Origin of the sequence: Corynebacterium sp. MC3, assembly GCF_900099485.1 — a bacterium.
In the GTDB taxonomy this organism is placed as follows: Bacteria; Actinomycetota; Actinomycetes; order Mycobacteriales; family Mycobacteriaceae; genus Corynebacterium; species Corynebacterium pseudogenitalium.
The window spans coordinates 57097-76984 of sequence record NZ_LT622816.1 but is presented as its reverse complement, the minus strand read 5'-3'; the positions used below and the strand labels follow the sequence as shown (position 1 = coordinate 76984).

General features: G+C 59.5%; 19 protein-coding genes and 1 pseudogene. 4 read left to right on the top strand and 16 right to left on the bottom strand.

Annotated features, from left to right (window positions below; translation table 11 throughout):
• Positions 1 to 9: 9 nt before the first annotated feature.
• The 8 genes from murF to BQ4436_RS09265 form a co-directional block, all read right to left on the bottom strand.
• Positions 10 to 1548 carry a UDP-N-acetylmuramoyl-tripeptide--D-alanyl-D-alanine ligase gene (murF, locus tag BQ4436_RS09300; protein WP_070976548.1) on the bottom strand — a complete coding sequence of 513 codons (1539 nt, stop codon included), beginning with the start codon at positions 1546 to 1548 and terminating at the stop codon, positions 10 to 12.
• Positions 1549 to 1557: 9 nt separating this feature from the next.
• On the bottom strand, positions 1558 to 3075 hold the full coding sequence (locus tag BQ4436_RS09295) for a UDP-N-acetylmuramoyl-L-alanyl-D-glutamate--2,6-diaminopimelate ligase (protein WP_070977128.1): 1518 nt from the start codon (positions 3073 to 3075) through the stop codon (positions 1558 to 1560).
• Positions 3076 to 3096: 21 nt separating this feature from the next.
• Positions 3097 to 5034 carry a peptidoglycan D,D-transpeptidase FtsI family protein gene (locus tag BQ4436_RS09290; protein ID WP_369822099.1) on the bottom strand — a complete coding sequence of 646 codons (1938 nt, stop codon included), beginning with the start codon at positions 5032 to 5034 and terminating at the stop codon, positions 3097 to 3099.
• Positions 5035 to 5148: 114 nt separating this feature from the next.
• On the bottom strand, positions 5149 to 5856 hold the full coding sequence (locus tag BQ4436_RS09285; RefSeq protein WP_070976545.1) for a cell division protein FtsL: 708 nt from the start codon (positions 5854 to 5856) through the stop codon (positions 5149 to 5151).
• A gap of 14 nt (positions 5857 to 5870) precedes the next feature.
• Positions 5871 to 6869 carry a 16S rRNA (cytosine(1402)-N(4))-methyltransferase RsmH gene (gene rsmH, locus BQ4436_RS09280; RefSeq protein ID WP_143000879.1) on the bottom strand — a complete coding sequence of 333 codons (999 nt, stop codon included), beginning with the start codon at positions 6867 to 6869 and terminating at the stop codon, positions 5871 to 5873.
• Between the two features lie 202 nt (positions 6870 to 7071).
• A complete protein-coding gene (mraZ, locus tag BQ4436_RS09275) occupies positions 7072 to 7506 on the bottom strand; it encodes a division/cell wall cluster transcriptional repressor MraZ (protein WP_070362207.1) in 435 nt (144 codons plus the stop codon).
• 401 nt (positions 7507 to 7907) lie between these two features.
• Positions 7908 to 8303 (bottom strand): DUF3040 domain-containing protein, encoded by a 396-nt coding sequence (locus tag BQ4436_RS09270; protein WP_070478970.1) that lies wholly within the window; start codon positions 8301 to 8303, stop codon positions 7908 to 7910.
• Positions 8304 to 8399: 96 nt separating this feature from the next.
• Positions 8400 to 8834 (bottom strand): SAV_6107 family HEPN domain-containing protein, encoded by a 435-nt coding sequence (locus tag BQ4436_RS09265; RefSeq protein ID WP_070976538.1) that lies wholly within the window; start codon positions 8832 to 8834, stop codon positions 8400 to 8402.
• A gap of 129 nt (positions 8835 to 8963) precedes the next feature.
• Between BQ4436_RS09265 and BQ4436_RS09260 the strand changes: the two genes are divergently transcribed.
• Genes BQ4436_RS09260 through BQ4436_RS09250 form a run of 3 tightly spaced genes read left to right on the top strand, consistent with a single transcriptional unit; the run spans position 8964 to position 12180 of the window.
• Positions 8964 to 9536 (top strand): GNAT family N-acetyltransferase, encoded by a 573-nt coding sequence (locus tag BQ4436_RS09260; protein ID WP_070976535.1) that lies wholly within the window; start codon positions 8964 to 8966, stop codon positions 9534 to 9536.
• A gap of 56 nt (positions 9537 to 9592) precedes the next feature.
• Positions 9593 to 10705: a polyprenyl synthetase family protein gene (locus tag BQ4436_RS09255; RefSeq protein ID WP_070976533.1), complete on the top strand. Its 1113-nt coding sequence runs from the start codon at positions 9593 to 9595 to the stop codon at positions 10703 to 10705.
• A 2-nt stretch (positions 10706 to 10707) separates the two neighbouring features.
• The gene (locus BQ4436_RS09250) at positions 10708 to 12180 is read left to right on the top strand and encodes an alpha-(1->6)-mannopyranosyltransferase A (RefSeq protein WP_070976531.1); all 1473 of its coding nucleotides are present in this window, start codon (positions 10708 to 10710) and stop codon (positions 12178 to 12180) included.
• Here the strand turns inward: BQ4436_RS09250 and BQ4436_RS09245 are convergent.
• A complete protein-coding gene (locus BQ4436_RS09245) occupies positions 12149 to 12511 on the bottom strand; it encodes an Rv2175c family DNA-binding protein (RefSeq protein ID WP_240492798.1) in 363 nt (120 codons plus the stop codon). The genes BQ4436_RS09250 and BQ4436_RS09245 overlap by 32 nt on opposite strands.
• A gap of 48 nt (positions 12512 to 12559) precedes the next feature.
• Between BQ4436_RS09245 and BQ4436_RS09240 the strand changes: the two are divergent.
• Positions 12560 to 13747: pseudogene (locus BQ4436_RS09240) on the top strand (protein kinase); the annotation flags it as partial.
• Between the two features lie 37 nt (positions 13748 to 13784).
• Here the strand turns inward: BQ4436_RS09240 and BQ4436_RS09235 are convergent.
• The 7 genes from BQ4436_RS09235 to BQ4436_RS09210 form a co-directional block, all read right to left on the bottom strand.
• A complete protein-coding gene (locus tag BQ4436_RS09235; RefSeq protein ID WP_070976529.1) occupies positions 13785 to 15173 on the bottom strand; it encodes a class II 3-deoxy-7-phosphoheptulonate synthase in 1389 nt (462 codons plus the stop codon).
• 86 nt (positions 15174 to 15259) lie between these two features.
• Complete coding sequence (locus tag BQ4436_RS09230; protein ID WP_070976528.1) at positions 15260 to 15772, bottom strand: polyadenylate-specific 3'-exoribonuclease AS; 513 nt, start codon at positions 15770 to 15772, stop codon at positions 15260 to 15262.
• On the bottom strand, positions 15772 to 15948 hold the full coding sequence (locus tag BQ4436_RS12285) for a hypothetical protein (RefSeq protein WP_176754847.1): 177 nt from the start codon (positions 15946 to 15948) through the stop codon (positions 15772 to 15774). The genes BQ4436_RS09230 and BQ4436_RS12285 overlap by 1 nt, the downstream gene beginning before the upstream one ends.
• A 13-nt stretch (positions 15949 to 15961) precedes the next feature.
• A complete protein-coding gene (locus BQ4436_RS09225) occupies positions 15962 to 16702 on the bottom strand; it encodes a lysophospholipid acyltransferase family protein (protein ID WP_070976526.1) in 741 nt (246 codons plus the stop codon).
• Positions 16695 to 17666, bottom strand: a complete 972-nt coding sequence (locus tag BQ4436_RS09220; protein WP_070976525.1) for an ROK family protein — start codon at positions 17664 to 17666, stop codon at positions 16695 to 16697. The genes BQ4436_RS09225 and BQ4436_RS09220 overlap by 8 nt, the downstream gene beginning before the upstream one ends.
• An 11-nt stretch (positions 17667 to 17677) precedes the next feature.
• Entirely contained in the window at positions 17678 to 18823 is a 1146-nt protein-coding gene (locus BQ4436_RS09215) for a glycosyltransferase family 4 protein (protein ID WP_070976523.1), read from the bottom strand.
• 5 nt (positions 18824 to 18828) lie between these two features.
• Complete coding sequence (locus BQ4436_RS09210; protein WP_083329530.1) at positions 18829 to 19875, bottom strand: C40 family peptidase; 1047 nt, start codon at positions 19873 to 19875, stop codon at positions 18829 to 18831.
• Positions 19876 to 19888: the final 13 nt, after the last annotated feature.

Sequence of the window (19888 nt, the reverse complement as noted above, 5' to 3'; positions counted from 1 at the left end):
GTGAGACTGCTACCTTGCTTCATTCTCATTGGTTGACTTACTTTGACTGTCAAGCGTACGGGTGCGCATGAGTTGTTCAGCCACCACCCACAACTTTTGGGCGTTCGACGCTTTGACCAGCACCACTGCTGGCGGGGGTGTGGCAGTGGTAATCGTAGCTTCGACAGCGTTGCTTGCCTCGGCACTATCGGCAACAGACTGTGTGGCGATGCCCTGCTGCTGTGCCGCTTGCGCCAGCGATTCCATCGCGTCACTTTGCCCCACTGCTACAAGGTCCGTGATGTTGTGCTTTACCAGTTCTGCGGCCAGCTCGGCGTGGGCTGACGCGGACTCCTCGCCGAGCTCGCCCATCTCACCGAGCACCGCAATCGATCGCGCCCCCGGGTGTGCGGCAGCCGTCGACGCAAGCGCTGCGATACCGGCACGCATCGATTCAGGGTTTGCGTTGTACGCGTCGTTAATGACAGTCACGCCATCCTCGCGGGTGCGCACATCCATGCGGTTCACGGATACGGTCCGTGCCTGGCTCAGCGCTGCCGCGATCGCTTCAGGCTGCATGCCCGCGCCGAAACCGACTGCCGCCGCAGCAAGCGCGTTGCCAACCTGGTGGGCGCCGTGCACACCCAGGCGAACTCGGTGCTGTTGCCCGTCTGGCGTGTGCATCACAAACGATGCTCGGGCAACCTCGTCCAATGAGATGTCCGTAGCAAAAAAGTCTGCTTCGGGCGATCCTTCAGCCGAAAACATCCACACCTTCGCAGTTGTGCGGGGGCGCATACCTGCAACAAATGGGTCATCGGCGTTCAAGATGGCGATTCCACCGTGATCCGCATCAGGGAGTGATTCGACTAACTCGCCCTTCGCCTGAGCAATCGCCTCGCGCGAGCCAAACTCCCCAAGGTGTGCGGAGCCAACGTTGAGCACCACGCCGATTGATGGCGGGGCAATCTTTGCAAGATGCGCGATGTGCCCAATGCCCCTCGCGGACATCTCCGCCACCAAAAACGCCGTCTCCTGTGTGCAGCGCAGCACCGTGTACGGGTGACCAATCTCGTTATTAAAGGAACCCGGAGGAGCCACGGTCTCGCCTTTGTGGCGAAGCACCGCAGCGATCAGGTCTTTCGTCGAGGTCTTCCCCGCCGAACCGGTCACGCCGACAATTGTGAGTCCGTGTTCGCGAACTAGGCTGCGAGCCACGTGCGCTGCGAGCTTCGAAAGCCCCGCGACAACACCGAGTGCACTGCCCGTTGGGTCGCTCGCAGCCAAGTCAGAGTTGTCATCTGGCCGAACCTCGGCGCACGGAACGATCACCGCAGGAGCACCCACGTCGCGCGTGGTTATGGCGGCTACCGCGCCCTGCTCCAATGCCGTGCCGACGAAGTCGTGTCCATCAACCCTCGCGCCTTTCAGCGCAAGGAAAAGGTCGCCCTCAGACACCTTCCGCGAATCAAACTCGACGCCACCCGATACTTTCGCCTCGGGGTCCGCCTCCTTCGACAGCGTTCCCCCGACGATCTCGGCGATCTCACCCAACGAACATGCAATCATTATCTACTGTTACCTCGCGAAAGTTTCTAGGGCGCGACGCATCTCTTCCCGATCATCGAAGTGGTGCGTCGTAGTGCCAACAATCTGGCCGACTTCATGCCCCTTGCCAACGACAATGACCGCATCTCCCGGCTGTGCCCACTGCACCAGAGCGTCAATCGCCGCAGCGCGGTCGCCGATTTCACGCACCTCCGGGTGGTGGGGAGCATCCGCGAGTTCCAATGCACCACGCAGCACCTCCGCGCGGATCGATGCTGGGTCCTCTGTACGCGGGTTATCATCAGTCACCACCACAAAGTCAGCACGCTGCGCAGATTCGCGGCCCATGATGACGCGTTTCGACGCATCCCTGTCCCCGCCGGCGCCAACAGCAATGCCGACGCGTCCAGCCACTTGCTTTCGGAGCGTATCCAGCACGGCTGCGATGGCCGCAGGCTTATGCGCGTAGTCCACGACTGCAACAAACGGTTGCCCGCAGTCGATGCGTTCCATACGTCCAGGGACCTGCGCTTTTGATAGGCCCTTCATGAATGCATCTACATCAACGTCGGCGGTGTACGCCATGGCGGTTGCCAAGGCAGCGTTAGCCACGTTGAACGCACCCGGCATTTGCAGCGTCAACGTGTGAGTCGAAGTGGGCGTCGATAAGGAAATCTCTTGCGCGCCAGTCTTGTCTGCGGACAGCTGCTTCGCGCTCACGTCGACCCCAACCTGGCCGTGGGCGCCAACGCGAACCGGGTCCTGTGCCCGGTCAGCCATGCGCTCGCCCCACTCGTCATCGACGCAAACTACCGCGCGTTTCGCGGCACTGCGCGACGTCGGGTCAAAGAAGAGCGCCTTCGCCTCAAAGTACTCCTCCATTGTCTTATGGAAGTCCAGGTGATCCTGGCTCAGGTTTGTAAACCCAGCGACATCGAAAGACGTGCCACTCACCCTGCCAAGCATCAGCGCATGGGAAGAAACCTCCATCACTACGTGCGTCACTCCAGCCTGCAGCATGCGACGGAACAGAGCCTGCAGCGTCGGGGCTTCCGGAGTAGTCAGGGACGTTGGAACGTACTCGCCGAGAATCTTCGTGCCGGTGGTGCCAATCAGACCAACCTTCGCTCCTGCTGCCTCAAGCCCCTTCTCCAGCATGTACGTCACGGTAGTCTTGCCAGAGGTGCCGGTAACCCCGAGCAGCGTCATGTGCTCGGATGGGTGACCATACACCTCGGCTGACACATCGCCGAGAACCTCGCGAACGTCTTCGACGACCAGCACCGGCCGCGTTTCCCCTTGGCCCTCGAGGATCTTCGCGCCTGCATTGTCAGTAAAGATGGCGCCCGCTGGGCACTGCTTTGCAAACGTTGCTCCATGCACACGGGTGCCGGGCAAAGCTGCGAACAGTCCGCCTGGGGCAATCTTCGACGAATCGAGTGCAATCTCTTCAATGTGCAGCGGCTGATCTGGGGCGTTGTGGAGCGTCCCACCAGACAGCGCTGCGAGCGCCTCCAGGGTAGGCGCGTTCGGTGTTGTCTGCGTCATGTCATTCATTGTGAAACTTCCCTACTGGGCTTGCAAAACGTACTGGTCCGCTTCTGGGCTAGGCGGCAAGTTCTCCCTATTGATCAGCCAGCTGGCGATTTCAGTAAACACCGGACCTGCCGACTGGCCACCGGCTCCGCCTTCTCGTGTACCTCGCTGCGGCTCATCAAGCATGACGGCCACGACAAATCGCGGATCGTTCGCAGGCGCGATGCCAGCAAACGTAATCCAGAACTGGTTTTGCGAGTAGGCGCCGGTCTCAGGGTTCACCTTTTGCGCGGTACCAGTCTTGCCCGAAAGCTGATAGCCAGGAAGTTGGCTGTTCTGGGCGGTACCGTTGTTGATCCCTGCCGGGTCGTTTTGGAACGTGGAACGGAACATATCCACGACCGTGCGTGCCGTCGCCTCCGACACCACACGATGCCGCTCAGGCTCGGGCTGTTCCAGCGGTGTGCCCTCTGCACTTTCAATGCTGCGGATAATGCGAGGCGTAATCCGCTCGCCACCGTTGGCAAGCGTTTGGTAGACGCTGGCCATCTGAAGCGCTGTCCAGCTCATTCCCTGCCCAATTGGTAGGTTCGCAAACGTTCCTCCGGACCACTGCTCTAGCACTGGCAACAGACCGGCGGACTCGTTGGGCAGCTCAATGCCGGTTGTGTTTCCGATTCCGAAGCGCTGCAGGTAATCCCAATAGCGCTCCTCGCCCAGCTTCTGCGCAATCTGCAAGGTGCCCACATTCGAGGACTTCCCGAAGATGCCCGCTGTGGTGTACGGCATCACACCATGCTCCCACGCATCGCGCACAGTAATACCAGCCATGTCGATAGAGCCCGGCACTTGGTGTACTTCCTCCGGAGTAGTCACCTTCTCCTCAATTGCCGCAGTCGCTGCGATAATCTTCGCCACGGAACCCGGCTCAAACGGGTGCGAGATCGCGTTATTGCTGAAGTCCTTCCCTTCGCGCAACTGCCGCTCGATGTCCCCGTTCGGGTCAATAGTGGAGGTATTCGCCATTGCTAGCACTTCACCACTGCGGGCATCGAGCACTACTGCCTCGGCGTCCTTCGCCAGCGAGTTCCGTTTCGCGTTCTCCAGAGTCTGCTGCACAAACGACTGCAGGTCCAGGTCGATCGTCAAGGTGATCTTCGCGCCATCCACCGCGGGTACAACGTCGCGCAGCGTACCGGGGATGGACTGCCCATCGTTCGACACGTCCTCTGTCTTGCGCCCGTTGATCCCGGTGAGCACCGCATCACTCGATGCTTCAAGCCCAAACTGTCCCTGCCCGTCCATCGACACCTTGCCGAGGATGTTTTCAGCAATCGCCCCGTTCGGGTACTGACGGATGTCCTGGTGGTCCGAGGCAACGCCGTGGAACTCAGCAGCAATGCTCGACGCCACATCAGGGTCCACGTTCCGGACAAGCACTTCGTAGTTCGAATCCGCGTGCAGCTTCTCGAGGATATCGCGCGCGTCAACCTTGCCCACACTGCGCATATCGTCATTGTCTCGTCGCCTATCGACGTCCTCTTCGCCCATTGCCTCGCCAATCATGACGGGAATCTCGTTGGCCATCGTGCGCAGAATATCCTCGACTCTCGCGTCGACCATGGCTCGCGTCGCGTCATCGTCGAGGTTCGGAACGTCTTCATTGAGCATGACCTGCTCACGCAGTTCCTTACGAAGCGTCACCGGCGACACGGTCAACGACCGCGCCTGCATCGTGTACGCCAGGTGGTTACCTTCGCGGTCCACGATCTCACCGCGCCGCGCGGGGTCAGTGTAAATCCTGGCGCGCTGCGATTGCGCCTGCTCGCGCAGCTGTGGGCCCCACACCACCTGCACAAGAAACAGCCTGCCAACCAAAAATACGCTGACTACAAGAAACAGAATTACTGCCCATTGGGACCGCTGGTGCAACACACTTCGCCGTGTCTTAGGCGCTTGAGGTGCTTGCAGGGCACGAGGCCGAGCAGTTCGTTTTCTCCGGTCCGGGTGCGATTCGACCACTGCCCTATTTTCACCTCACTCAATTGCATTCAACGGGTAAGAAACGATTCGTGCCCTTAGAGCTTAGAGCGTAGGTGGGACATTCGGCGCATACGGCGCCACGTTGTCCAAACGAGAAGTGCTGCCAAGCACGTTATTGCCAGGAAGCTGCGTCAAAGAATCACCGATTTCGCGAGTTGCTTGCTGGTCACTCGACGCGCGCCCAGATCGTGCGTGAGACTCATTCACGTCCACCACACCGACAGTTGCGTTCGGGTCGAACGGACGCTGCTCATGCACACTGCCATCTTCATGCACCGCAACGATTCCTGGAGCCGACGGAACCAACAGGCCTGCGTCACCTGCACGTTGTGCAATCTCTGCGGATGATTTGCGGTCCTCAAGGTCGCGGGTCAGCGATTCGACACGGTTGGTCAGCTCTCGTTCCTGCGCCTGAAGGCGCTGAATGGTAAACGTTTGCGTCGTCGACAAAGCGCTGAGCCCCATCGCAGCAACAACCCCGAATACCAGCAGTACCACCGTCACTGTGAACGTCAGCGACAACTGTTTCTTAGCGACAGCCGGCTGCGCAATCCTCCTGCCGCGGTAGGACACAATCTGCTTCGACCCCAACCGCCCGTGAGTACGCGGGTGTGGGACGTGTGGCCGAATTCCAGGATTGAGCAGCCGAGTGTTCGCGCTACGCTGCTGACCGGAGCGCCGCGTCTGCGGGCGCGCCTGATCACCGCGCGTCAGCGTCATGTTCGATCCGCTGTACTCTCGTGCTGCCATGATTGATCAGTTCCTTAGTTGCCTTGTGCTAGTTTCTCGACACCACGTACCCGTACGGACGCCGCTCTAGGGTTATGGTCAATTTCAGTTTTCGACGCCTTCTCCGACCCATTTGTGATGGATCGAAACAGCGGCTGCGTACCGGGTAAGTCCATCGGGAGCCCCGGTGGGGTTTTCGACTCCGTGAGTTCCCGAAACGCCGCCTTGACGATTTTGTCTTCCAGCGATTGATAGCTCATGAAGACCGCCCGGCCACCAACTCCTAGGAGGTCAGTAATGACGGGGAGAACTTGCTCGACCGCTTCGAGCTCGCGGTTCACTTCGACTCGCAGCGCCTGGAACGTTCGCTTTGCCGGGTGCCCGCCCGACCTACGTGTGGCTGCCGGAATCGTGTCGTACAGCAGCTCCACCAGACGCGCACTCGTTGTGAATGGCTCCTGTTCACGCTGCTGAACAATCGCCCGAGCAATCTTTCCCGCAAAACGCTCGTCTCCGTACGTCTTCAGAATGCGTGCCAAGTCACCGTGCGAGTAGGTATTCAGCACGTCAGCTGCAGTGAGCGATTGCGTCGTATCCATCCGCATATCTAGCGGGGCATCAATCTTGTACGCGAAACCGCGTTCTTCCTGATCGAGCTGCATCGAAGAAACGCCAAGGTCAAACAACGCCCCGGCAACTCCATTTTCGCGGACGATGCCGAAAGGCACTCGCTCGTCAGAAGCAGCAACTTCGCCAATTGCGTCAAAACGGGCTTGCACCGGAACAAAACGGTCGCCGAATGGAGCCAGACGCTCCGTTGCCGCAGCTAACGCGTTTGGGTCGCGGTCGATTCCAATAACGTACGCGTTTGGAAATGTAGAAAGAAAGTACTCAGTGTGGCCGCCTGCACCGAGGGTGCCGTCGACAATCACTGCGCAATCGCCGAATTGCTCAACTGCTGGTGCGAGCAATTCCGCCATCCGGTTACGCATCACGGGAACGTGGCCACGGTTTGCCACCGGATCAAAGTCCATCGCGGCTTCTACCATTGTCGGGCACACTCCCTTCACTGCGTTGTTCTGAAAATTACCTACACCCATGTTTGGGGAGCGTATAGAGCCCTACCCCGGGCGGCTGCTCTGATGTCGGGGAAGTACACCAGAACGCTTCACGCCCGGGATAGAGTCCGTACACGCTCTCCGTCAGTAGTCGATGTCCACTGTCAGGTAGTCAGCCTTACAGCAGACCGGAGAGTATGTCGTCGTCATCCGCCGCCGAGAAGGCGGCTTCAGTCTCTTCTTGATATTGAGCCCAGGATTGTGCATCCCAGATCTCGAGAAAATCTACAGAACCGATAACCACGCACTCCTTTGAAAGGTTTGCGTATTCCCGGTGCGACGCCGACAACGTGATACGACCAGAACCATCAAGCGTTTGCTCATCCGCACTGGCAGCCAGATTACGAATGAACGCACGAGCCTTCGGATTCGTACGGGATGCTGCAGCAGCCTTTTTGGCTCGCGCTGCGAACTCCGCACGGGGGTAGACCGCCAAAGAGTGATCTTGCCCCTTGGTCACCATCAGCCCGTCCGCGAGGTCCTCTCGGAACTTCGCAGGCAGCGTCAAGCGTCCTTTGTCATCAAGCTTGGGAGTGTAGGTTCCCAGAAACATCGGGCGACCCACCTTCCTCTACGCCGTCAGACACGTGATGTATGTAGTTTTCTCTGCTTCGTGCGACAAAGGTGTGTAGTCAGCACACCATCGCGCCTTCCGCTACGCCCCACTTTAACCCACTGTGCCCCACAAATGCCACACCACACACAAAAAAGATTACCAACTTCAACATAATCGCAGGTCAACGAGTAAGAAAACGGTGGGGCGCCCTCCCCCTTTCATGCTTCACATTAGCCACAACCACCTCACTAGTCGGCTAAATACACAGAGGAATGCCCAACAAAAGTCCGTATCCGCATATACGTGTGGGCAAAAGTGGAGAGTGTGGGTGAAAGTGGGGCGTTTCGCCTACGCAATAAAAAACGCCCCCAGTAAAGGGGGCATGGTCCTTCTTTGCATTAAGGCCGATCCTCGAACCGGCGCTTAAAGTTCTGCTCCATCGAGCTCACTCGAGGAGACTTCTGCTGGTTCCGGGAAACATTTCGCAACTGCGATACAGATGGGCCATGCGCTGGGGTGCGCAACGCCATGATTCCACCAGCCATCATGACGCCGAACCCGATAACGCTAATGATTACTGTCCAAATGGAAAGCGAGGCAAGCGCAACACCGCCGAGCAACAACACCACTCCAAGCACCATTAACGCAACGCTGCGCATCGTAATCCGGCCTGTGGACGATGGAGCCGCATAGTCGGCGTTTCGACCGACGCTTTGCACAAATGAAGGGTCATCTGCCATGAGTGACTGCTCAATTGCGCGGAGTGCTTGCTGCTCCTGTTCAGAAAGTGACACTGCTCTACTCCCAAGCTCCAAAGCGGACGTTGCTATCCATACAACGGCCATCCTAGCGCCTTTGTTCCCCGGGAGACGAGGGCAAGATTGCCCGGGCTAAGCCGCAACACCATTTCCGGCAGGAAGTGCCTCGAGGTAGAACCGTTCCGCCTGCTCAAGCAACTGCGCAACCCTGTCAGCTGGCGGCATATGCTCAATCCCCGAGGCAACGCGGCCACGTTCCCGCGAGAACGACTCAAACACATGCGCCCACCGCTCACCACCCTTCCCCGTGAGCGCAAGCTTCTTCCACGCGCTACTTGGCAGCCGCTTTCGCTTCTGAATTACCGGACTATCGGAACACACCGCACCCGCAGTCCGCAGCGCTGCACGGTAGGCATATTCCATAGCCTCGTCGTACGCCCCCTCCTCAAATCGCCCATAGGCATACGTGAGGCAGCCATCGGCGGTTTCAAGAAACTGGTCACGCTTCGATTGACGGACGCGAGCACCGTAAACTTCGTTCGTTGTCGCAGAGATAACGCTGTTCATGTTGATTTCTCCTTCATTTCCCTTTCGCACTTGAAATGAATATAGAAAATGGGTCCGACAAATCCCCCAGAACTTCGCTCATTTGTTCGAAGATAGCGAAACTTCCCGGACTCATGGTTCGATAAAGGCATGAAGACCGAAATCCGCCGACTCACATCGGCCGAGTACCTTCTTGCAACGCCCACACTCGTCGACCTCTATATAGAGGCCATGGACTACCCGGTCAATGTTCGGGCACAACGCATCTCCTCCTGGCGCCAAGAGGCACTCTCCCCAGGCTTCACTGCAATCGCGGCAATTGCTGACGACACGATCATCGGCATTGCATACGGAATGTTGGGACAGCGTGAACGATGGTGGGATCAGCAGCTCAGGCGGGCGCTTGCCATGCAAGGGGGGCCGTCGAAAAGCGAAAAGGAGTTACTCCAAAGCTACTTTGAGGTCGCTGAAATCCATGTGCTCCCTAGCTATCAAGGGAGAGGTATCGGCGCGAGGTTGCTCCGGGAGCTCCTGCGCCTTGCGCCGGCAAAATTTGCTCTACTGTCTACCCCTGAGGTCGAGCACGAGGACAACGGTGCGTTCAAGCTCTACCGCAAATTTGGGTTCTCCGACGTCGCACGTAACTACCTCTACCCCGCTGATCCGCGGCCATTTGCGATTCTTGGGCGATCGCTGCCACTCAGCGCCTCACCAATGTTGTAGGTTTGTCGTGGTAACTCGGTAGTCTCTAGGTGCATACGTCTACGACAGATTCTGGAATGGAGCACAACGTGTCTGAAGTATCCGCACAAGGGCCAACGCTCGAGGCCATCCCCGCACTTGTTGAGGAGCAGCTTCGCGTGTTCTTCGACGGCCAGGAATCGGTAGTCGCGGAAATTGGTGCCCCAGTGGAGGACGCAGTGTCTTACCTGCGCAAGTTTGTCCTCGGTGGAGGCAAGCGGATACGGCCACTCTACGGTTGGGCTGGCTTCATCGGCGCAGGAGGGCTTGACCACAGCCAGGAGAACCCCGACGCAGTGCTGCGCGCAGTGAGCTCGCTCGAGTTCATTCAGGCGTGTGCGCTCATCCACGACGACATTATCGACGCCTCCGACACCCGGCGCGGCAACCCAACAGTGCACCGCGCAGTTGAGGCAACGCACCGCAACGAAGGCTATCGTGGTGACGCCGCGTCCTTCGGCGAGCACTCGGCCATTTTGATTGGTGATCTTGCGCTGGTGTGGGCAGAAGACATGTGGCGATACTCGGGGCTCACGAATGATGCCCTCGACCGCGCGGCGAAGCCGTGGGTGGGGATGCGCACTGAGGTGATCGGCGGCCAGCTGCTGGACATCATGTTAGAGGCCAAAGGCAGCGAATCCGTTGAGCTCGCAGACAAGGTGAATCGGTACAAGACCGCTGCGTACACGATTGAACGGCCGCTCCACCTTGGCGCCGCGATTGCCGGCGCACCGGATGCAACGATCGCCGCGTTCCGTGGTTACGGACGTGATATTGGCATTGCGTACCAGCTCCGCGACGACATCCTTGGGGTCTTCGGTGAACCTGAGGTGACCGGCAAGCCGGCTGGCGATGATATCCGTGAGGGCAAGCGCACCGTCTTGTTCGCCACTGCGCTGGCAAACTTGGATGCGTCCGATCCTGCCGCAGCGCAACGCCTTCGCGACGGGATTGGTGTCGCAGCATCGCCAGAGGAGCTTTCCAAACTCGCAGGGCTTATTCAAGAAAGTGGCGCCGTCGAGGCAGTAGAGGCGCGCATCGACCGCCTCACTGAATCAGGCCTGCAGCACCTTTCGGACGCAGGGATTGATGATGCAGTTGCGCAGTTCATGCGTGACTTAGCTATCAAAGCCACGGCTAGGCGTATGTAGCAATGAAGTCTCTTTCGCCGACACGACTAGGGCTGCTGGCAAGTATCTTGGTGGCCCTTGGCTCTTTTGGGGCCGGCGCCACCCGCAACCGTGGCGGCGTGATGCGTATGTTGGGTGTCGACAATCTGACGTACGGGCACGGGCGTGCGCTCATGGACATCACGATGAGCGTCGGCATCGTTTTGTTGTTGCTCGCCTGGCTGTGGCTGTGGCGTACGCGCCCCACCTTCGATACGGTACGGCGCACCACCTGGCTGTGGACCGCACCACTCGCGCTGAGCGCACCGATGCTCTCGCGCGACGTTTACTCCTATCTGATGCAAGGCGCCATGCTTCGCGACGGCTTCGACCCATACTCAGAAGGTGCGGCCGTCAACCCCGGCCCGCTGCTGTGGGAAGTCTCGCACGACTGGCGCAACACCACCACCCCGTACGGTCCGCTGCACCTGGGGTTAGGCAAGCTGATCACACTGGTAACTGGCGATAGTGTAGGTGCCGGCATTGTTGCATATCGGCTCCTGGCGCTGGCGGGTTTCGCGCTGATTATCATCACGGTCCCAAAAATTGCGCAGCAGCTCGGCGGCGACAGTGCATTTGCGCTCTGGATTGGCGCGACGAACCCCTTGATGCTGCTGCATATGGTTGGCGGCATGCACAACGAGGCCGTGATGGTGGGGCTCGTCAGCGTCGGCATCGTGTGGGCACTACGCCGCCCAGCAACCTTCGCCACTTTTAGTGGCGCAATCGCTGTGGTGGCTGTCGCGGTCTCGCTCAAGGCCACGGCTGCCGTGGCGATGCCTTTCATCGTGTGGCTGATGGTCGCCCATTTCGCGGGTGCATCAGCATCTGTGCTTAAGAAGTGCGGCGTGTTCATCCTTGCCACGGCTTGGTCAATCGCGCTGACAGGCGGGGTGCTTTATGTTGTCACCGCGGCGTCTGGCGCGTCGTGGGGCTGGCTGGCTGAGATCTCCGGCAACTCGAAGGTGATCAACCCGTTGGCAGGGCCCACGCTGGTCACCGAGATACTCACTCCCGGGTTCCAGCTTTTCGACGACCACTTCTACTACAACAGCCTGCTCGTTGTCGTGCGCGCGGCCGCTTCCATCCTGATGTTGGTGGCGTTAGCCGTTGTGTGGTGGTGGTTCCGCCCGAAACCGGGTGCAGCGAACGACGTGCGCGCTGTCCAGGGCACGACCGCCGCGTACGTCGCCGCGTTCATCACGAATGCGGTCACGCTCCCCTGGTACTACGCGTCGATTTTGGCACTCGTGGGAACTTTCCGGGCACCGCGGTGGGTGCAACAGGTCGCCGTGGGTGCGAGCGTGATCATCGTGCTGGCGTTTACAGGCGGCGGTAACCACCGCTTTTACGATGCCTGGTTCCTCGTCGCGGCACCGTTCGTGGCCTTTGCAGCAGTGCTTGCGGTGTGGCCGTTCAAGCAGGCTAAAACGCCATCGCCTGTGCTCGGCGAATAACTTCGCGGGCACCATGGCCGTGCAGCGCGTCGATTGGACGGCCGCTCAGTGATTCATCGGGGGTAAATAGGTACTGGAGCGACTCTTCGGGGGAAAAGCCGCCGTCCGCAAGCACGGTGATTGCACCGCTGATGAACTTCGACATCTCGCCATCCGCCAGCAGGAGCGCAGGAATGTAATTCACGCCGTCCTTGCGGTAAACGAGGAGCTTGTCGGCGTGAACATAGTCGTGGATTTTTGTGACTGGAACGCCGAGTGTTTCCGCAACTTCGGGAAAGGTCAGCAGTTCATCGTGTTCGAGCAAAGAATCAATAGTCTGTTGAGCACTCACGACCGACAGTTTACGCGTCGAGAGCACGTTTGGGCCATACTGGAGCGCATGGCACAGCTCGCAGTTGGAGACACGCTGGACAACCGGTACATCATCGATCGCCCCATCGCACGCGGTGGCATGGCGACGGTGTACCGCTGCGTCGATACGCGTTTAGGCCGTGAGGTTGCCGCCAAGGTGATGCACGAGTCCTACGTGCATGACAGCGTGTTTCGTGAGAGGTTTCGTCGGGAAGCTCGGGCGATGGCCCAGCTTTCCCACCCCAACCTGGTCAACGTGTACGACTTCGCTGCCCAAGGCGAACCCACGAACCAAGTATTTTTAATTATGGAGCTCATCACCGGTGGAACACTGCGTGAGCTGCTCGCCGAGCGCGGTCCCATGCCACCGCACGCCGCCGCCGAGGTAATGCGGGCTGTGCTCACTGGCCTCGCGGTCGCGCACCAAAAAGGAATGGTGCACCGCGATATCAAACCGGACAATATCCTGATTAACAGCGATCACAGCGTCAAGCTTGCGGACTTCGGCCTTGTGCGCGCAGTCTCAGACATCACGCATTCCACCGACCAGATCGTAGGTACGGTCGCCTACCTCTCCCCCGAGCAAGTGGACGGTTCACCGATCACACAGGCCTCCGACGTCTATTCCGCAGGCATCGTGCTCTTTGAGCTGCTCACCGGCCAACAGCCCTTCAACGGCGATACCCCCATCGCGCACGCCTTCGCACGGCTACATGATGTGGTGCCCGCGCCCAGCTCTCGGATCGGAGGCGTACCAAAGCTTTTCGACGAACTCGTGGCCACCGCCACCGCGACCGACCCCCACGACCGCTTCCATGACGCATCGGAGTTCCTCGCTGCGCTCAACGACGTAGCGGACGCGCTTGAGCTACCGCCCTACGCGGTACCCGTACCAAGGCATTCCGCAGCGAATCGTGCCGCTGCTCACCCCACGCAGTTTCGCCTCCGGCCAAATTCAACAGATGATTCCCCTAGAACACGTGTGGATGCGCCGGCAGTCCAGCCCCCGCTACCTGCGCCGCCGCAACCACAGGTGCCAGCCCCAGCTCCACCGCAAGCTCCGCCTTCCCCGGCGCGACCTCGCAAGCCGGTGAGCAACCGCTCGGGAATCGGCCTGGCAGTTTTCCTAGTGTTCAGCGCAATCTGCACAGGTTTGGTTGCGGTGGGCGGCTGGTGGCTCGGGTCCGGCATGTACGGCGAGATTCCGCAGATCCTCCTACCGATGCCCTAAGGCGCCACCGCCGCGCGCAATCTTAGTAGCGCAACATCTCCGCTACGAGGAAGGCCAACTCGAGCGCCTGCTCAGTGTTCAAGCGCGGGTCGCAGGCGGATTCGTAGCGGCCTGGCAGGTCAACGTCGGTGATGTCCTGCGCACCGCCGAGGCACTCGGTGACCTCTTCACCGGTCAGCTCGATGTGGATGCCACCCGGGTGCGTGCCCAACTGACGGTGCACCTCGAAGAAGCCCTGGACCTCATCCAGAATCTTGTCAAAGTGCCTGGTCTTGTAACCATTCGACGCCGTAAACGTGTTGCCGTGCATCGGGTCGCTTTGCCAAATCACCTTATGGCGAGATGCCTCGACAGCGTTGACGATGCCTGGCAAGACTTCGCGAATCTTGTCGTGGCCCATCCGGATCACCATGGTCAAACGGCCAGGCTCGAAGTTCGGGTCGAGCTTATCCGCGTATGCCACGGCCTCTTCTGGTGTGGTCGTCGGCCCCAACTTGATGCCGATCGGGTTATCGATCATCGCGGCGAAGTTCACGTGGAAGTCATCGAGATCGCGGGTGCGTTCGCCGATCCACAGCTGATGCGCGGACAGGTCATACAGCCGCGTCTCCCCCTGATCGTCTTCGGCGAGGCGCAGCATAGCGCGCTCGTAGTCCACAAGCAGAGCTTCGTGGGAGGCGTAAATCTCCGAGGTCCGGAGGTGTTCGTCGCTCACGCCACAAGCATCCATGAACGCAAGCGAGCGCGAAATCTCACGGCCGAGCGCCTCGTAGCGTGCACCCGCCGGCGAGTTGGTCACAAACTCGCGGTTCCAAGTGTTGATGTTGTGCAGGTCCGCGGTACCGGACGCAGTAAGCGCACGAACCAGGTTCATAGCAGCAGACGCATTTGCGTACGCGCGGACCATGCGGGCGGGATCATGGCGACGCGCCTCCGGAGTCGGTTCGACGCCATTGACGATGTCACCGCGGTAATTCGGCAAGCCGTTACCGTCGAGATCTGATGAACGTGGCTTTGCGTACTGCCCGGCGATACGCCCCAACTTCACTACGGGCATCGACGCTCCGTACGTCAACACCGCCGCCATCTGCAGGAGTGTACGCACGTTCGCGCGGATATGAGGCTCCGTGTTGGACTCAAATGTCTCCGCGCAGTCACCACCCTGAAGCAAAAATGCCTCACCGTTAGCGACCTTCGCCATTTTCTGCTTGAGCTCTTCAACCTCTGGGGCAAGAACTACCGGCGGTACAGATTCGAGAATCTTCCGCACATACTCAGCCTCATGATGGTCCCAGCTCGGCTGCTGCTTTGCGTCACGCGACAACGCGTCCTGGAACTGTGCATTGAGGTCTCCCGGGAGCGGTGGTAAATCGGGGAGAACTTCTTTGGGGATATCTACTGTCCAACTCACACTTAATGTTTAGCACGAAGCTGCGACGAATACCACAACTTTGCGGTGCGAATACCTGCACAGACTCAAAGTGTGAAACGCGCGTCTCACGATCTAGACGCGCGGCCAAGCCGGTCAAGCGGCAAATATTCCGCGCATACGCGGTACTTCTTCAGGTTATGGCGCGCATCTACCAATGCATCGTGGTTCCCGCGCGGCACCTGTGGCAGCCTCGGCCGCCCCGCCATTTCCCAGTACTGCTTCAGCTCACGAGTAAAGCGCGGAAGGTTCTTCGGCAACCCGGTCATGTCACCCCACAGCTGCGCCAGCACAACGTGATCGTACGCCCCCACCCATGCCCAAAGCTCCGGGGCGGAGCGGGGCGTCGTCAAGAAATCGTAGACCTCGCTGCGGATCTGCTCCCGCGACTTCCATGCGGGGTGACCAGCACCGGGCAGTTTATCCAATACATTGTCGCGCACCCACTGATTCGCACGCGCGGCGTCAAACTCATTGGACACCGCGTAGTATTCACGACCGTCCTCCGCGACGATGCCGATGGAGACTAGCTCAATGGTCGAGCCGTCTTCGATGAACTCTGTGTCGTAAAAGTAACGCACTAGTTCACCTCACCCTCCGGGCCCTCAGGTTTGCGTGGCCAAAACATCACTGCTGCAACGAACAGTACGAGTAGCGGCGAAATCACATTCCTGGCTATCTCAAGTTCACTCGTGACGAGATACGCTCCCACCGCGCAGCACACGAGCACAATGCGAGTAACGAGGTCCCGGTCCATCTAACGTCCTTACTTAATCCTCTTCGGGCTCGGCGCCCTCAGGATAGCGCCCCGTCTCTTCCAGATGCTTTTTGACGTCCGAAGCATACACATCCACGTACGGGTACCCGGACAACGCAGACATCTTATGCATCACGAAGTCCGTAAACGGACGCATCACCTCCCGCGAGTGCGGATCAAATCCGTGCTCCGTCGCCCAAGCGTGCGGATCAATAGGTTCGCTGAGCTTGATGCGGACCTTCGCCGGGCGCGGAAGCACCGACCCGATCGGGTTCGCCTCGCGGGTGCCAATCATGGCCACCAAGATCACCGGCGCTCCCGTGTCCATCGCGACACGAGCCATACCGGTGCGCCCCTTGTAGATCCGACCATCCGGCGAACGCGTGCCTTCCGGGTAGATACCGAACACGTCGTTGCGATCAACAATCACCTCGCGCGCAGCCTGCTGCAGGTTCGCGCCCGCATTCGAATCACCGCGATGCACAGGGATCTGACCAACAGCGGTAAAGAAAAACCGCTTGAACCTGCCCCTCAAGCCAGGTTGCGTAAAGTACTCGCTCTTCGCCGGAAACTTGATTTGCCGACGCAGCATCAGCGGCAGGTAGAACGAATCCATCACCGCTTGGTGGTTCGAGACAAGAATGACGCCGCCTTCGTCCGGTACATGCTCCGCGCCTTCAATCGTGGGCCGGTTCCACACGAGCAGCGCTGGACCTAGCAACGCCTTAAACGCCGAATACCACTTGTTATGCACGCTGTCTCCCTTCTAGATCCTCACGAGCCAAGTCTGCGACACCGATCATACCTGCCTGCGGGCCCAGCTCTGCGCATAGAATCTCCGGAACAGGACGGTACCCGGAGCCAACCATGTTACGACGCAACGAATCCTTGGCATCTTCAATAAAGAGGTCTGCGTCGGCGCTCACGCCACCGCCAAGAACCACCAGGCCCGGATCCAAAACGTCAGCCACTATCGACAAACCACGGCCCAGCCACTCCGCAAAACTCGCAAGCGCCTTCACGCCAAGCTCATCGCCCTCGCGTGCAGCCTCCATCACGTCATGGCCCGTCGCCCGCTTATCGACGACTTTCCGGTACAAACCGCACTTCTTAAAACCGCCGTGCGCTGCGACCTCCAAAGCACAGTCCACCAACGACGTGCCCGAGGCGTACCGCTCCAAGCAGCCCTGCTTACCGCAGGAACACACGCGACCATCTGGCACAACAGTCAAGTGCCCGAACTCGGGGGCAGTGCCGAACGATCCGCGGTAAATCTTGCCATCAATCATCAGCGTTGCGCCGATACCGGTACCGACGGCAAAGAACACCCAGATATCCGCATCCTTTGCTGCGCCAAATCGGTATTCACCCCAGGCTGCCGCGTTCGCGTCGTGCTCAAGGCGGACTGGTAGCCCCAGAGCCTCCTCAAGCTGCGCCCGAACCGGCTGGTCGTTGCGCCACGGCAAATGCGGGGCGAACCGCACGATCTCGCAGTCCGGGTCAAGAAAACCGGCGATAGCCAAGCCGACAGCATCAACCACGTACTCCCGCTGCAGCTGCCGCACCATATCGACGATGACGCCGATAAGCTCATCACCAGTCTGCGGAGTACCAGTAGATATCGATGCAACGATGCGCCCAGAGTCATCAACCACTGCTGCGCGAGTATTCGTCCCGCCGATATCAAAACCGACAGTCAGCTTGGATTCAGTAGACATACATGACCATGCTAGTCGCCGAGAGCCTGAGAAAATAATAATTTCTCACACCGCTCCCCCAACACCTGCCACGAAAACTCCCGCTGCACATGGCGTCGCCCCGCCTCCCCCATCGATTCCCGCAGCAGGGGATCACGCAGCAGACGCACCAACACCGCGACAAGTGCATCATCATTCTTATCGACGACCACTCCGCTGTGGTCTGTCACCGTTTCCGGCGCACCGCCCGAATCACCAGCGACCACCGGTACCTCACACGCCTGGGCCTCGAGAAACACAATCCCGAGGCCCTCAACGTCGAGGCCTCCGCCGCGGGTACGAACCGGCATCGCGAACACGTCTGCAGCCGCAACGATTCGACACAGGTCATCGTCGCTGACCCGCCCGGTGAACCTGACACCGTCGACGCCCTCCGCCATCGCGTGAAGCCGACGGGCATACGGCCCCTCCCCAACAATCACCAATTGTGCACCCGGCACCTGCTCGCGCACCCTAGGCAGGACGCGGATCAACCGGTCTTGCCCTTTGCGTTTCACCAGACGCGACGCACACACAATCAGCGGAGACTCCGCGCCGATTCGGAACGAAGCTCTGGTCTCCAACTTCTCCTGCTGCGTTGCGGGCGCGTAGCGGGACGTCGATACGCCTGAGGGAAGCGCAACGAACTGAGGATTCGGACCAAATGCTTCCTTGAATCGCCCCAGTGTGTACTCCGAAATGTACGTGATTACATCGGCACTACCGCCAATCGTTCGCAGCAGTCGACGACCAATGCGAAACATTGACCACCCGACCTCATGGCCATGCGTCGTTGCCACCACCCGCGAAGCACCCGCACGCTTCGCAGCACCCCCCATCACTCCAAGAGGAGCTGCAGCACCAAACCACACCGTATCGACGTGCTGTTCCCTGATAATTCGCTGCATCATCCTCCGGACAGCAGGAGTAGGCAACATCACCGGAAAGGGCCAACGAATAATCGTGTACGGCTGTTCCACATCCCATGCGAGAGCAGCCGCCTTATCCTGCATCGAGGCAAACACAATGATGCTCTGCGCCCCGCGACGGTGAACGACCTCCTGCACATAATCCCGCAAGTACGACTGAATCCCACCGACAGTCGGTGGGAAATCATTCGTCACCAATAAAACAGTCATGGTGCCTAATAACGGACAGCGCCCTGGACCGGCATCGAATTCAACGGGACAACCTGAACCGGAATACCGTAGTCAGAGGCATGCACAACCATGCCGTCGCCGATATACATGCCAACGTGCGTCACTCCCGGGTAATAACCGACAATGTCACCTGGCTGCAGGTCCCCCATGCTCACCGGCATGCCACCGGCAAGCTGAGCCTGCGAGGTACGCGGGATCGCCTTACCGTTTTGCCCGTAAGCCCACACCATGAGCCCAGAGCAGTCGAATGCTGACGGCCCCGTCGCGCCCCAGCCATAAGGCTTGCCAACCTGCGCGAGCGCGGCACCGACAACCCCGTCCCCCACCGGAGGCAGCGAGCCAGCATCAACGGGGTGCAGACGTCCCTCCCACAACGAACGCGCTTCCGGCGACAAATTATCGACGCGCGCCTCAATCTCCTCAATCTGTCCCTGCAGCGCCTCGCGCTCACGCTCGAGCTTCGAACGCTTTGAATCAAGGTCATTTCGGAGATACTGCGCTTCCGCAAGGGCTACGTTTGCAGCATTCGCCTTCGTTGCCGCGACCTGGGCAGCGCCTTCGTACTCGCGGAGCACGCTTTGCTGCTTGCGGGACAGCGAATCCAGGTACGCAGCACGGTCAATAGCAGTCTGGGGACTACCAGAGTCCAGCGTTGTAAGGATCACATCGGCCTGGACGTTGCGGTACCGGGAAGCAGCGAGGCGGTCTACTTCCCTTTGGAGGTCATCACGAGCGATTTTCGCAGCTTGGACTTGGGTACGCGCATCCGCCGCGTCAGACTGCAAGCGCTCAAGTTCCTCCGACTTCGCGGCAATATCATCCTCGACGCCCTTGAGCTCTTCTACCTTTGCGGTGACCTCATGCGAAAGCTCATCAACCTGATGAATCAGTTCCTCGACATCATCCGCTACTGCGGACGGAGCAGCAACGCTACTGCCCACAACGACAGAGAGCGATGCACCCAGCGCCACGCGCTTCCCCCAGGAACGCCCATTTGAAACATGACGCGCATGTAAAGAGTGTTTAGCCACTTAAAGCCCCTTC